Here is a 14,677-nt window from a genome sequence, read left to right on the forward strand (position 1 = left end):
AACCCCTCGACAGTTGCTATACGGAGTCTGTTATGGATCGTTTGCTCTATATCGCCATGAGCGGTGCCAAAGAAAATATGCATGGCATCAGTGTGCGGGCGAATAACCTGGCCAATACCGGGACCGTTGGCTTTAAAGCTGATTTTGAGCAGGCCCGCTCGATGCAGGCCTTTGGTGCCGGTTTACCAACCCGGGTATTTTCAATGACCGAGAGCCCCGGTCAAAACTTTGACAGCGGCCCCCTGATTATCACTGAGCGCGAGCTGGATATTGCGATTCAGGGCGAGGGCTGGTTTGCGGTACAGGACAAAAACGGTAACGAAGCCTACACCCGTGCCGGTAACTTGCAGTTAACTCCGGACGGCATGCTGCGCACCGCCAATGGTCATCCAGTGTTAGGAGAAGACGGGCCTATTCTGCTGCCCGTACCCCTAGCCAAAATGGAAATTGGTCAGGACGGTACAGTAAGTGCCAGAGCCCAGGGAGCACCCGCGAATGTGTTGGAAGTTGTGGGCCGGATCAAGCTGGTTGATACCGAATACCGGGCAGTAGAAAAAGGCAATGATGGTCTGTTCCGGCGTAAAGATGGCGAGTTGGCACAAGAGAGTGCCGCAGTAACGCTACTACACGGTGCTTATGAAGGCAGCAATGTTAATGCGGTATCCGAAATGACTACCATGATCAGTTTGCAGCGCCAATTTGAGCTGCAGGTGAAAATGATGAAAAAAGCGGAACAGATGGACCAGCAGCAGAATCAGCTAATGCGGATCATCGGCTAATTATTTTTCACAACGGCCGCTGTTACAGCTGTCGTTGCCGTTAACAGGGTTTAGGCCCGGGAGGTACAAATGCATCCGGCTTTGTGGATCAGTAAAACCGGTCTCGACGCAAAACAGCGCGATATCTCGGTTATTTCTAACAACCTGGCGAATGCCAGTACTGTCGGCTTTAAGAAAAGCCGGGCGATTTTTGAAGACTTGCTATATCAGAATATTAATCAGCCGGGCGGGCGCTCGTCGCAAAACTCTGAGCTGCCAAATGGCTTAATGATTGGCGCCGGTACCAAGGTAGTGGCGACCCAAAAGAGTTTTACTCAGGGCAATATGATTACCACGGAAAACAGCCTGGACTTGATGATCCAAGGTCATGGTTTTTTTGAGGTACTGATGCCGGATGGCACTATTTCGTACAGCCGTAATGGTCAGTTTACTGTAGACGGTGATGGCAATATGGTGACCTCAGGTGCCGGTTATCAGGTGCAGCCGAATATTGTAATCCCGCCGGACGCGACTGCCATCATGGTATCACAGGACGGTGAGGTGTCGGTGCGGTTGGCTGGCCAGGTAGAAAATGCGGTATTAGGGCAGTTGACGGTCACTAATTTTATTAATCCGGCAGGCTTAGAGCCGATTGGCCAAAACCTGTTTAAGGAAACTCCGGCCAGCGGAGATCCGGTGCAGGGCATTCCGGGTCTGGAGGGGCTTGGCATCATTGTGCAAGGCGCGCTGGAAACCTCCAACGTCAATGTCACGGAAGAGCTGGTGAGCTTGATTGAAAGTCAGCGAGTGTATGAGATGAACTCGAAAGTCATTTCTACCGTCGACCAGATGCTTGGTTATGTTATTCAGCAATTATAACGGGGGCTAAGATGCGTAACGTTGCTTACTTGATAGGGCTCAGTTTGCTGTTATTGCTAACCGGGTGTGCGGCAACACAGGAAGCCAAACCTGACGATCCTTTTTTTGCGCCCTTGCCACCTGAGCCAGCGCCGCGGCCGGTGCTGCGTAATGGTTCGCTGTTTACGCAAAGTCATTCGAATAGTCTGTATACCGATAATCGTGCGCGGCATGAAGGCGATATTATTACCGTGGTGCTGCGCGAACGGACCCAGGCTTCAAAGAATGCCAAGACCGAGAGTAAAAAAGACAGTAACGTCGCTTTTGAGCCGATCAATATCGCGGGTCGCAATGCCTCAATCGGTGGTAACGTGTTGCAGTTTGGTTCCAGTAGTAATCAGGATTTTAAAGGCGATGCCAAAGCCAATCAAAGTAACAGCCTGGTAGGGGATATCTCGGTCAATGTGTTGCAGGTGCTGGCCAATGGTAATCTGGTGATCCGTGGCGAAAAGTGGTTAACCTTAAATACCGGTAAAGAGTACATCCGGCTGACCGGTGTGATCCGGCCACAGGATGTCGATGTGAATAACACGGTTGAGTCTACCAAGATCGCTAATGCCCGCATTGAATATAGCGGCACGGGCGCACATCATCATGGCCAGTCTCCTGGTTGGTTAAGTCGGTTTTTCAATGGCCCGCTGTGGCCGTTCTAGGAGCAGCACATGCGTAGCGCTAATATTGTCACTGTCTGTTTGTTGCTGCTAGCCAGTTGTTTGCCGCTGGCGGCACAGAGTGCCAGAATCAAAGATGTCGCCGATATCGAGGGTGTGCGTTCAAACCAACTAGTCGGATACGGACTGGTAGTGGGGTTGCCTGGCACCGGTGAGCAAAGCCCCTTTACTGAACAAAGTTTTCGTACCATGTTGGCAAATTTCGGCATTAATTTGCCGGCCGGAGGCCGCACGCAAATCAAGAACGTGGCTGCCGTTGCGGTACACGCCGAATTACCCCCCTTTGCCAAACCAGGACAGAGTATTGATATTACCGTTTCGTCGGTGGGCAGTGCCAAGAGCTTACGTGGCGGCACCTTGCTGCAAACCTTTTTAACCGGTCTGGACGGCAATGTTTATGCGGTAGCACAGGGTAGTCTGATAGTCAGCGGCCTGGGAGCGGAAGGGCTGGATGGTTCACGTATCGTCGTCAATACTCCGACAGTAGGGCGTATTCCGAATGGTGCCGTGGTAGAGCGCGAAGTGGAGTCGCCCTTTGGCAATGGCGATTTTATTACCTTTAATCTGAAACGTCCCGATTTCACTACCGCTAAGCGGCTGGCTGAGACCATTAATGGCTTTATGGGACCGGAAACGGCGTTTTCACTGGACGCCTCTTCGGTAAGGGTGCGGGCGCCACGGGATATTAGCCAGCGCGTATCCTATTTAGCGACCCTGGAAAATCTGACCTTTCAACCGGCGGATCAGGCAGCCAAGATCATTATTAACTCCCGCACTGGTACCATTGTGATTGGCAAAGATGTGCGCTTGTTCCCGGCGGCAGTGACCCATGGTGGTTTAACCGTCACCATTGAAGAAAATCCGCAAGTTTCTCAACCCAATCCCTTTAGCGATGGTGAAACGGTAGTGGTAGAAGACAGCATTATTAATGTTAATCCGCAAAACTCCCGGATGTTTAAGTTTGATCCCGGCGTGACGCTGGATGAGTTAGTGCGTACCGTCAATGCGGTAGGGGCGGCGCCTGGCGATCTGATGGCGATTCTGGAAGCCTTAAAAGAAGCCGGTGCCATTCATGGTGAATTGGTGGTGATCTAAGATGGACAGCGGCAAGCTTCAGCACTCCTATCATGATCTGCAAAGTTTGCAGCAGATCCGCACCGCGTCCCGCAGTGATGAACAGGGGGCGCTGCGTCAGGCTGCCGAACAGTTTGAAGCCATTTTCTTTAATATGCTGCTGAAAAGTATGCGCCAGGCAAATAAAGCGTTTGAAGCCGAGGGGCTGATGAACAGTCAGACCACCGAGTTTTACCGCGATATGCACGATAACCAGCTGGCCACTGATCTGGCACAAAAAGGCGGGCTGGGGCTGGCCGAGCTGTTAGTGCAACAGTTAGATCCGGCTGCGGCAGCCAAGCAGCGAAAAGCTGTCGAGTTACTGATGCCTGGGCAGCGTGCGGAAAGCCTTAGCATGCCACAGGCGCAACAGTATCAGGACAGCTCAGATTTGGGATTGTTACAAGCTCAGGCTGCGGCACAGCTAACACAAAGTGGCGTACTACAGCCGGGGCGGCGGGATGAGTCGGTACTGGCACCGTTACTGGAAAAGCTGGAATTGCAGCGCGCTGAGCGCGCAAAACAGCAAGCACAAAAAGCGGCAGCTAATCAGGCAAATAGCGAGGTGGCGCCGACCAACCACTGGCAGATTGAATCGCCCACCGACTTTATCCGTGCCTTGTTACCGGCAGCCCGCAAAGCAGCCGGCGCCCTGGGCCTGGATCCTCTGGCGCTGATTGCGCAGGCCGCGCTGGAAACCGGTTGGGGAAAGCGAATGATCCGTACCAATGATGGCGAAAATAGCTTTAACCTGTTTGGCATTAAAGCCAGTCGCAACTGGCAGGGCGATACTGCTGTCGTCGATACTCTGGAGTACCGGCAGGGGGTGGCCCGTAAAGAGCAGGCAAAATTCCGCGCCTACAGCTCACCGGAGCAGAGCTTAAAGGACTATACTGATTTTATCAGTAACAGTGTCCGTTATCAGCAGGCGGTTGCCGTCGCAGCTGAGCCGGCTGCCTATTTCAGTGAGTTACAAGCTGCCGGTTATGCCACTGATCCGAACTATGCACAAAAAATTATGGCGGTTTACCGCAGTTCGGCATTTGAGCAAATTCGCGCTGAATTGGAAACGGCTCAAGAAGTTCCGGCTGCGGCCGATGAATAAGCTAGCGGCTTAGTCAAGACGCTGTGGAGAGAGAATGTCAGACAATCTGTTAAAAATTGGTAGTTCAGCGATCCGGGCCAGCAGCCTGCTGCTAAACACCACCAGTAACAACATTGCCAATATTAATACGCAGGGCTATGTGCGCCAACGCACCGAATTTGCGCCTGATCCACTGGGGATCGGTGTGGGTCGTGGCACGACTGAGCGACTGATTAGTGAGTTCACCGTCAAACAACTGCGCCGGGATACCTCGCAGTACTCCTTTGCACAGCAATATGTGTCTGAAGCAAACCGGATTGATGCCTTATTTTCTAATCCCGCCAATAGTATTGCCACTGGCATGAACGATTTGTTTGCTCAGTTGCAGAGTGCTAACAACGATCCGGTACAACCGGCCAGTCGTCAGCTGGTGATTGGTAGTGCGCAATCACTACTCAATCGCTTTGAAGGCATGTCCAAGCTATTAAAGGATCAAGAAACCTTTATTAATGACCAGTTCGATATTTACGTTAATGAAGCCAATGATCTGATTAAACAAATTGCGATTTACAACAAAGATATTGCTTCTTACGGCAATGGTACTACCCGGCAGCTGCCGCTGGAACTGCTCGACAAGCGCGACCTGGCAATCCTGAAGTTATCGGAAATGGTCGAAATTAACGTGCTGGACGCGGCAAACGGCGAAAAACTGGTATTTATGAATGACGGCCAGTCGTTGGTGGTAGAGCAGGGCGAGTTTCGATTGCTATCCTTGCGCGGTGATCCTGATCCATTGCGTAAAGAACTACAGTTACAGTTAAACTCTAACAGTAACGTTGTTCGCGATGTTAATTCCAAAGCCATAGGCGGCAAGCTCGGCGCTCTGGTGGCGTTTCGGGAAGAAATTCTTGACCCAACCCAGATCCAACTGGGTCAGCTTGCTCTCTCTTTGGGGGATGCGCTAAATAATCAAAACAAGCTTGGCATGACGCTAAACGGCACCCTCGGCGGTGACTTATTCCGACTGCCGGTATCCAATGGTTTAGCCTATCGCAATAACACTGGTGAGATGGCGATCCGGGTTGGTTTAGAAGCCGGGCAAGGTAAAAAACTGCCGCCCAATGACTTTTTGGTTACTGTTACCGGCGCTAACGAAATTACCGTGCAAGCCGTTGATAGCAGAGGGCAGGTGATTCCGGGCTCAGATAAGGTTATCGGTGGTCTGGATTTAACCGCAAACCTGACGCTTAATTCCGCCAGTATGCCGCCTGGTGATGATCTCTACGGTCTTGAAATCAATATTTTTATTGGTGCCGGCGGTGCAGCAGTGGGTGATCGGTTTTTGTTAAAACCATTACAGGAATCGGCCAGTCAGCTGCAACTAGCAACCAACAGAGGTGAAGATATTGCACTGGCCAGTCCGGTACGGGGCGGTTTTGATGTCGCAAACCTGGGTAATGGTCGCGTTGACCAGCTAATCGTAACCAATACCGATACGGCCAGCCCTTTTATTGGTAATTTACCGCTAAATCTGGTGTTTACTGGCAGTGATACCTTTGAGATATATGATAATACATTGCCAGTGCCTAACCTGTTAGGCACGGCCAGTTTTAGCAATAATAATTACAATAATGTGTTGGCTCAAGCGGGTTTGGCAGGTACTTACGGTTTTGATTTCAATATCAGTGGCGTACCACGGCCCGGCGATCGTTTTACGCTGGAGTTCAACCAGAACGGCTTTAGTGACAACCGTAACGGCTTGGCGCTGGTAGGGTTACAAACTGCAGAAACCACCCGGCGTAACGCCGTATCGGTTGCCAACGCTGTTAATGAATATAGCTTTAACCAATCTTATGGCACTATGGTTGGCAGTATCGGTGAACGCACCCGGCAGGGGCGCACGCTGGAAGAGGCTAATGCGGCTATTCTGGAGCAAACGACGCTGTGGTATGAATCTTTGTCAGGGGTTAGTTTGGACGAGGAGGCCGCCAATCTGGTGCGCTTCCAGCAAACCTATGCCGCGGCAGCCCGGATCTTATCAACGTCGCAAACCATTTTTGATACCCTGTTACAGGCAGTGAGGTAAGAGTATGCGGTTAACCTTTAATATGCAGTTCGCGCAGAGTCTGAATGGGATCCTCAACACCCAGAAAAAGATGTCTATTGCTGAGCAGCAATTAACCAAGCAGACCCGCATTTTAAGTCCGGCGGATGATCCTGCAGCCTCAGCAAAAGTACTGGGTTTAGACCAGAACCTGTCACAGCTGGAACAGTTTCAAACCAACAGTGTATTGTTGAAGAACGGTTTGGCGCTGCAGGAAACTATCCTGACCAATATGCGTACCAACTTTGATCGTATTACCGTGCTAGCCACGGCGTCGGGTAACGGCACCTACACCGATACCGAGCGGGCGGCCATTGCTCTTGAGCTGCGTAATATCCAGAGTGAATTTTTTGATCTAATGAATACCCGCGACGCCGATGGTGGCTATATTTTCGCGGGTTATCAGGATAAATCGCCGGCCTACGAGTTTAACCAGGCTACTGGCCGTTACGAGTTTAAAGGTGATGATGGCAATCGGGCCTTACAGATTTCGCCTTCAATCAGTATGTCTGGGCGGGATAGTGGCAAAGGAATTTTTGATGATACCTTTGCCAGATTTAAGCCCAGCAGCCCAACAGTGGTTGCCGGTGCGCCGGATAGCGTAGCCTTGAAAGTAAGGGATCAGGCCCGTTTTGATCAGTTTTTTCAGGCTAACTATGATAATCAGACGCCGGCGAATAACGTGTTTAATGTCACGATCGACGCAGGCAATAACTATCAGATCCTACGTAATGGCGCCCCCCTAACGCCACCGGTAACCGGTACCTTTGTGCCCGGCGAACCGATTAACTTTAATGGTGTTGCAATTCGAATTGAAGGTGCCGCGGCTGCACCTGGCCAAATCGACTTTTCCTTACCCGCACCAGAAAAGAAAAATATTCTCGATACGCTGCAGGAATTTATTGCGGCTTTGGAAAACCCAGCGTTGTCAAACGATGGCTTGTTAGAGTCAATTGCCGATGTCCTGGTACAAACAGAGAACAGCGCCAGGAAAGTTGATAACTCATTATCCAGTATTGGTGGTCGGGTAAATGTGTTGGATAGCATCTTTGGCAGTAACGAAGATTTGATTATCAATAATAAGAGCTATAAAGCGGATATCTCTGAGGTTGATTTTGCTGCCGCCTTAACGGAAATCAAACGTCAGGAGATAGCGCTGCAGGCCGCATCAACCGTTTTTACCAAGATAGCAGCCACCACCTTATTCGATTTTATTCGGTAAGTAATTGATTAATAGCGTGACTTTTTAGGTGAGTCACGCAAGCTCTAAAAAATCCGCAAAAATAAATTCAAGTTTCCCATCGTCAATCCGATAAATAAGTAACTGGGCAAGATTGTAAAACACAACTTGCGAGACCGGATAAACTGTGAGGAACTAGCCATGTCACTTTACGTCAATACCAATACTTCATCATTAAATGCACAGCGCCAGCTGTTCAATTCAGGTAACTCTCTGGATGTGGCGTTCAAGCGTTTATCTTCCGGTTTCCGCATCAACAGCGCCGCTGATGATGCTGCCGGCTTACAAATCAGTAACCGTCTGACCAGCCAAATCAATGGTTTAGATCAGGCCGCCCGGAATGCTAATGACGGTATTTCGCTGGCTCAGGTTGCTGAGGGTGCGATGGATGAAATCACCAATTCGCTGCAACGGATCCGCACCCTGGCCATCCAGTCTCAAAACGGCATTAACACGACGTCCGACCGCAAGGCGCTGCAACAAGAAGTGACAGCGTTAAAAGATGAGATCTCACGGATCGCTAAGACTACACAGTTTGGTTCCCAGTTCTTGTTAGACGGTAACCTGTCAGCCACTTTCCTGGTTGGCGCCAATGCAAATCAGGATATCGTGGTCAGTCTGAAGAATACTGATGGTTACGGTACCACAGCATTGGGCCTGGGTAACCTGAGCGTGTCCAGCTATGCTAATGCGTCAGCTGCATTAGCTGCGCTAGACTCAGCGATTGCACTGATTGACGGCGCCCGGGCTGATTTAGGTGCGATTCAGAACCGCTTCCAGGCAACGATCCGCAACCTGACCAACATCTCTGAGAATGTTGCCGGTGCACGGAGCCGGATCCGCGATACTGATTTCGCTAAAGAAACGGCTGAACTGACCCGGACCCAGATCCTGCAGCAGACCAGCACCACAGTGTTAGCTCAGGCCAACCAGCGGCCACAGGCAGCGCTGAGCTTACTGCAAGGTTAAGGGTTTCCCAGTCGGAAAAGGCTGCCTATATGGCAGCTTTTTTGTTTGGGTTAAATTCTGTTTATAACCCATTATTTTTATAAAATATCTAAAGTTTTCTTATATTTTTCCGATACATAGTTGATAGTAAAAGTAAATTAAAGCGGCAAATTATCGCTGCTTTATCTGTTCTGCTATGCTCTGAGGAGAGATATCATGTCACTTTACGTTAATACCAATACATCTTCATTAAATGCGCAGCGTCAGCTGTTTAATTCAGGTAATTCTCTGGACGTCGCCTTTAAGCGTTTGTCGTCCGGTTTTCGGATCAATAGTGCTGCTGATGATGCGGCGGGTCTGCAGATCAGTAACCGCCTGACCAGTCAGATCAACGGTTTGGACCAAGCTGCCCGTAATGCTAATGACGGTATTTCGCTGGCTCAGGTTGCAGAAGGAGCGATGGACGAAATTACCAATTCGCTGCAACGGATCCGTACCCTGGCCATTCAGTCACAAAATGGTATCAATACCACGGCTGATCGCAAAGCATTGCAGCAGGAAGTAACCGCACTGAAAAAGGAAATTTCCCGCATCGCTGAGACCACGCAGTTTGGTACTCAGTTGTTGTTGGATGGTAATTTATCGGCAACTTTTCTGGTGGGTGCCAATGCCAATCAGGAAATCCTGGTGTCATTAAAGAATACTGATGGTTATGGCACCACAGCTCTGGGTTTAGGCAGCCTGAGTGTCTCCAGTTATGCCAATGCCTCTGCTGCGCTGGCGGCGATCGACTCAGCCATTGCCTTGATCGACGGCGCCCGTGCCGATTTGGGTGCGATCCAGAATCGCTTCCAGGCAACGATCCGCAACCTGACCAACATTTCAGAAAACGTTTCTGGCGCTCGCAGCCGGATCCGGGATACCGACTTTGCTAAAGAAACGGCTGAACTAACCCGGACCCAGATTTTGCAGCAGACCAGCACCACAGTGTTAGCTCAGGCAAATCAGCGTCCGCAGGCGGCGTTAAGTTTGCTGCAGTAAACATAGCAGAACTCAGCCCGGGTCTGTTCAGCTAGTGTGGACGGATCTGGGGCGTTTTGTGAATTTGCTTTTTATGCAAAAGGATTCGGCAATGTCGTAACGACAGGAATTTTATTATGGCTATCATAGTCAACACGAATAGCTCGTCGTTGACATCGCAGCGTATGTTGCAAAACGCTGGAGCAGGTCTTGAAACAAGTTTCGAGCGCCTGGCTTCGGGGTTGCGGATCAACAGGGCAGCTGACGATGCAGCGGGGCTGGTTATATCGCAACGCTTGACCAGTCAGATCGATGGTTTGGAGCAGTCGCGGCGTAATGCTAACGACGCGATTTCGGTTACCCAGGTTGCTGAGGGGGCAATGGATGAGATTTTCAATGCCCTGCAGCGGATGCGGGTACTGACGATCCAATCCGCTAATGGCATTAATAGTGACCAGGATATTGCGGCCTTACAGCAAGAATTCACACAGATGGCGGAAGTCATTGACAGAATTGCGCTGACTACGGAGTTCAATGGTAAGAAACTGTTGGATGGCTCTTTGGGCACGCTGCAGTTTCAGACCGGGGCCAATCCGTTACAGTATTCCGATGTGGAGTTAAGCCGCAGGTTTACGACTGACAGTACCGGGTTAAATCTTGCTGGGGTTGCTTTAGGCAGCACAGACACGGGCGAAGTTTTGGCGGCGCTGGATGCTGCGATCAAAATTACAGATGAAGGTAGGACGGAGTTAGGATCGACACAAAGCGCGCTATTTAGCACTATCAGAAACCTGGGAAACGTAACGGAGAATGTGGCGGCATCGCGAGGGCGGATCCGGGATACTGAATATGCGAAAACAACGGCAGAGCTAACCCGAACGCAGATCCTGCAACAAAGTAGTACGACGGTATTATCGCAGGCGAATCAGCGTCCGCAGGCGGCAATTTTTGTATTAAGTGGCTAATAAAAATTGACGGCTGCATTAAGTTATTGATTTTTAGTCATTTTAAATTTTAAAGATTTTTAAAAAAAAGTCTAAAGTTCTTCAGACAGTGGCCGATAACTTAGTTAAGCCAAGTTGCAGCTTGGCTCAACTCACGGGACAACCGTTGTTTAATATCAGTTAACTGTAGTTTTGCTGCAGCTAACTAAGGAGTGACTCATGGCTTTATATGTAAACACCAACACCTCGTCGCTGAATGCTCAGCGGCAGTTGTTTAACTCAGGTAACAACCTGGATGTGGCGTTCAAACGTCTGTCATCAGGTTTCCGCATTAACAGTGCAGCTGACGATGCGGCGGGCTTACAGATCAGTAACCGTCTGACCAGTCAGATCAATGGTTTAGATCAAGCTGCCCGTAATGCAAACGACGGTATCTCAATGGCTCAGGTAGCTGAAGGCGCGATGGACGAAATTACCAACGCCCTGCAACGGATCCGGACGCTGGCGATTCAGTCACAGAACGGTATCAATACCACGTCAGACCGTAAGGCACTGCAGCAGGAAGTCACAGCGCTGAAAAAAGAGATGTCACGGATTGCCGATACCACGCAGTTTGGTACGCAAAAACTGTTGGATGGTAACCTGTCTGCGACTTTCCTGGTAGGCGCCAACGCAAATCAGGAAATTGCAGTTGTTCTTAACAATACCGACGGTTATGGTACTACTGCACTGGGTTTAGGTACGCTGTCTATTTCCAGTTACGCAAGTGCCTCAGAAGCGCTGGCTAAAATTGATAGCGCGCTGGGTGTAATTGATGGTGCCCGCGCAGAATTGGGTGCGATTCAAAACCGCTTCCAGGCGACGATCCGTAACCTGACAAATATTTCTGAGAACGTTGCCGGTGCGCGTAGCCGGATCCGCGATACAGATTTTGCCAGAGAAACCGCAGAGTTGACCCGGCAGCAGATCCTGCAGCAGACCAGTACTACAGTATTGGCGCAGGCGAATCAGCGGCCGCAGGCAGCCTTGTCATTATTAGGCTAAAATCGATAGCGTGGTGATAGAAACTGTTCAAGTTTCTATCACGCGTTCCGATAAAGGAGGTGTACTATGAGCAGCATCAGTTTGACTGGTTCGCCGCTTGCGACATCGCTGCCCCCTAATCGTGATACTATGCCAAAAGAGCAGCAGGAGGCTGTTAGTAGCAGATTAAGTGCTGTGCAACCGGTGACGCAGGTCGTTGCGGCGGAACCGGACAGAGCTCAGCTGCAGCAGGCAGTTGACGTTGTCAATCAAGCGCTGCTTCTTGAAAAGCGCGCATTGAACTTTTCAATTGATGAGGATTCAGGCCGTTCAGTGATAAAAGTCTTTGACTTTAAAACGGACGAATTGATTAAGCAGATCCCATCTGAAGAATTGTTGCGTGTTGCTCAGGATATTAAACGGCTACAGGAAGAAATGGGGCAATCGATAGGCCTGCTGATCGACAATAGAGTGTGAGGTTCAGAGTATGACGGGTGTAAATTTTCTTGGTTCGGCTTCCGGCCTGCCGCTTAACGAGTTGGTAAATACCCTGGTTAAAACGGAGCGTGATGCGAAGTTATCAAGAATTACCAGCACCCGTAGCAAACTGGAGTCCTCACTGTCCGGGGTGGGCAGATTAAAATCTGCCCTGTCCGGCTTTCGGGATGCTGTAACACAGTTAAGTACCAATAATCTTAATGCCCGTAAAGCAACGGTTATTCAACCCACAGACAATAAGACCTATCTTGAAGCTTCCGCCTCCAGTCGGGCAGTGGTCGCGAATTTTGATATCCGGGTACAACAACTGGCATCCGGCAGTCGCCTGGAAAGCGCTGATGGTGCTTTTAGTTCTGCCAATGACGTTATTGCCACTTCAGACGGTACTCTGACCTTTGCGGCCGGTGATAAGACATTTGAGGTAGCGGTAACCGCCGGTATGACACTGAACCAGCTGCGGCAAGCCATTAATAGTAACGGTGATAACTTTGGCGTTAACGCCAATATTATCAATGCCGGAGGCGCGGTTGGTAGTAAACTGGTACTGACGTCGAATATCAGCGGCGATGGTAATGATTTAGTTATTACCAATAATAACGCTGAGCTGGATCCTTTGTCATCCGGAGCCTCAGGTTTAACGGTGGTCACTCCGGCGCAGAATGCGGTCATTGAGGTTGACGGTATTACCGCGACCAGCGCGACCAACACCTTTACTAATGTGATCCAGGAAATTGAATTAAAGGTGCTCGAGGTTACGCCGGCTGGCAATAATGCCAGGTTGAATATTGAAATGGATTCGGCCGGAACCAAAGAGAAAGTTGAAAACTTCATCAAGAAATACAATGAGCTCGTTGATCAGGTTACCGCTCTGACGCGGCCACGCACCCTAGGCTCTGATGGTAAAACCGTCACAAACGAGGGGGGCGCCTTAACGGGTGATTCGCTGCCAAGAAACATTATGTCGCAACTGCGCGGTATTTTAGGAGCCAATTTTACCGACGCGGATGAGGGCTTTTCGACGTTATACGCGATGGGCGTTACCTTTGACAAAAGCGGTAAACTCGAGATCTCGACGTCAACAGCCTTTGGCGCGGACTCTGGCAAGCAACGCTTTGATAAAGCGCTTAGTCAGAATTTTGACAGCGTCGCCAATCTATTTGGCGGTGATAATGGCATAAGCAAAAAACTCGACAGCTTTATTTCAGAATTTACCCAGTCTGGCGGCATTATTGCCTCGCGTGAGCAAACTTTACGCTCCCAGATCGATAAAAGCACTAAAGATTTAGCCGCAGCGAACCGATATATAGATAGTTACGAACAAACCCTCAGAGCACGCTATACCGCTCTGGACAGTTTGTTGGGCTCGATGCAGAACCTGGCATCGACTGTCACCGCCCAGCTAACGAACTTACCAGGGTTTACGCTTAAAAAATCCAGATAACGGAGTGCAGCATGAGTTATGGTATTAAAGCTTACAAAGCCGTTGGTGTGAAAGACGATCTAGCCGTCGCCGATCCACACCGGGTTATTCAGTTACTAATGCAGGGTGCACTTGAAAAAATGGCCCTGGCCAAAGGTTGTATGGAGCGCAAGGATTTCGCTGGCAAGTCTGCCAGTATCTCCAGAGCCATGACCATTATTAATGCTTTGCAGGGATCATTGGATATGGAGCTCGGCAAAGATATTTCTGAAAACCTGTGGGCTTTGTATGATTTTATGGTCAATCATCTGGCACTGGCCAGTCGCGAGAATAGTGTTGCCAAAGTCGACGAGGTGATGGAGTTGATGCTGACCATCAAAGGTGCCTGGGATCAGATCCCGGTATCGGCGCGGGATGAGGCCTACCAAATCCGCCAGGGGCAAACGCAGGGGATGGTGGTTGGTGCCTGAGCAGAGCCTGAATAAAATTTACGAATTACAGTCACAGATGTCGGCTCTGCTGGCAGAGCCTGCTGCTGATCTTACTGAGGTAGCCACTTTGTTGTCGCAGTTGGAAACCGCAATAAGCAAGCTGGCAACACAACAGCTCAGCCCGGAGAGCGCTGCTGAGTGTCTGAATGACACCTTGAGCTGGTTGAGTCAGCAACAAAACCGGCTGGACGCAGAAAAAGCGGAGTTGGGTAAGGTGCTGAATGAAGTACAGCAACGACGACATGCCAGCCGCTCCTATCAGGAAAATAGCCAGTAATATTAATATCACTGGCTAATCCCTATCATTTCCCTTATGTTAATTTCAAACACCCTGAACCCAGTCAGTTAATTGGGCTAGGTATGTCGGTCATGGCCATCAGGCTATAATGCTTATCGTACAACGGTATGGATATTGCTTGTTTTGAGCGATTAGTCAGTTTAAATA

At 49.9% G+C, this 14,677-nt stretch carries 15 protein-coding genes; all 15 read left to right on the forward strand.

Features of this window, described 5'->3' with window-relative positions:
* The first annotated feature begins 32 nt into the window (after positions 1-32).
* The 15 genes from flgF to H1D31_RS05715 all read left to right on the forward strand — a co-directional run bounded on the left by flgF (position 33) and on the right by H1D31_RS05715 (position 14,509).
* Positions 33-779 carry a flagellar basal-body rod protein FlgF gene (gene flgF, locus H1D31_RS05645; protein WP_261256822.1) on the forward strand — a complete coding sequence of 249 codons (747 nt, stop codon included), beginning with the start codon at positions 33-35 and terminating at the stop codon, positions 777-779.
* 69 nt (positions 780-848) lie between these two features.
* Positions 849-1,637, forward strand: a complete 789-nt coding sequence (gene flgG, locus H1D31_RS05650; protein ID WP_008609936.1) for a flagellar basal-body rod protein FlgG — start codon at positions 849-851, stop codon at positions 1,635-1,637.
* 11 nt (positions 1,638-1,648) lie between these two features.
* Positions 1,649-2,329: a flagellar basal body L-ring protein FlgH gene (gene flgH / locus H1D31_RS05655; protein WP_008609937.1), complete on the forward strand. Its 681-nt coding sequence runs from the start codon at positions 1,649-1,651 to the stop codon at positions 2,327-2,329.
* Between the two features lie 9 nt (positions 2,330-2,338).
* Positions 2,339-3,442, forward strand: coding sequence for a flagellar basal body P-ring protein FlgI (locus H1D31_RS05660; protein ID WP_261256827.1), 1,104 nt, complete (start codon positions 2,339-2,341; stop codon positions 3,440-3,442).
* A 1-nt stretch (position 3,443) separates the two neighbouring features.
* Positions 3,444-4,565 carry a flagellar assembly peptidoglycan hydrolase FlgJ gene (flgJ, locus tag H1D31_RS05665; protein WP_261256828.1) on the forward strand — a complete coding sequence of 374 codons (1,122 nt, stop codon included), beginning with the start codon at positions 3,444-3,446 and terminating at the stop codon, positions 4,563-4,565.
* Between the two features lie 34 nt (positions 4,566-4,599).
* Complete coding sequence (gene flgK, locus H1D31_RS05670) at positions 4,600-6,630, forward strand: flagellar hook-associated protein FlgK (protein ID WP_261256830.1); 2,031 nt, start codon at positions 4,600-4,602, stop codon at positions 6,628-6,630.
* 4 nt (positions 6,631-6,634) lie between these two features.
* On the forward strand, positions 6,635-7,870 hold the full coding sequence (flgL, locus tag H1D31_RS05675) for a flagellar hook-associated protein FlgL (protein WP_261256831.1): 1,236 nt from the start codon (positions 6,635-6,637) through the stop codon (positions 7,868-7,870).
* Between the two features lie 159 nt (positions 7,871-8,029).
* Complete coding sequence (locus tag H1D31_RS05680; protein WP_261256833.1) at positions 8,030-8,857, forward strand: flagellin; 828 nt, start codon at positions 8,030-8,032, stop codon at positions 8,855-8,857.
* A 195-nt stretch (positions 8,858-9,052) separates the two neighbouring features.
* The gene (locus H1D31_RS05685; protein WP_261256834.1) at positions 9,053-9,877 is read left to right on the forward strand and encodes a flagellin; all 825 of its coding nucleotides are present in this window, start codon (positions 9,053-9,055) and stop codon (positions 9,875-9,877) included.
* A gap of 116 nt (positions 9,878-9,993) precedes the next feature.
* Positions 9,994-10,821, forward strand: coding sequence for a flagellin (locus tag H1D31_RS05690; RefSeq protein ID WP_261256837.1), 828 nt, complete (start codon positions 9,994-9,996; stop codon positions 10,819-10,821).
* A gap of 198 nt (positions 10,822-11,019) precedes the next feature.
* Entirely contained in the window at positions 11,020-11,844 is an 825-nt protein-coding gene (locus H1D31_RS05695) for a flagellin (protein ID WP_261256839.1), read from the forward strand.
* A gap of 66 nt (positions 11,845-11,910) precedes the next feature.
* Entirely contained in the window at positions 11,911-12,300 is a 390-nt protein-coding gene (locus H1D31_RS05700) for a flagellar protein FlaG (protein ID WP_261256841.1), read from the forward strand.
* A gap of 10 nt (positions 12,301-12,310) precedes the next feature.
* Positions 12,311-13,762 carry a flagellar filament capping protein FliD gene (gene fliD / locus H1D31_RS05705; RefSeq protein WP_261256844.1) on the forward strand — a complete coding sequence of 484 codons (1,452 nt, stop codon included), beginning with the start codon at positions 12,311-12,313 and terminating at the stop codon, positions 13,760-13,762.
* Between the two features lie 11 nt (positions 13,763-13,773).
* On the forward strand, positions 13,774-14,211 hold the full coding sequence (fliS, locus tag H1D31_RS05710) for a flagellar export chaperone FliS (protein ID WP_261256846.1): 438 nt from the start codon (positions 13,774-13,776) through the stop codon (positions 14,209-14,211).
* On the forward strand, positions 14,204-14,509 hold the full coding sequence (locus tag H1D31_RS05715) for a hypothetical protein (protein ID WP_261256848.1): 306 nt from the start codon (positions 14,204-14,206) through the stop codon (positions 14,507-14,509). The genes fliS and H1D31_RS05715 overlap by 8 nt, the downstream gene beginning before the upstream one ends.
* Positions 14,510-14,677: the final 168 nt, after the last annotated feature.

The organism is Alishewanella sp. BS5-314, assembly GCF_025377695.1.
Taxonomy (GTDB): Bacteria; Pseudomonadota; Gammaproteobacteria; order Enterobacterales; family Alteromonadaceae; genus Alishewanella; species Alishewanella aestuarii.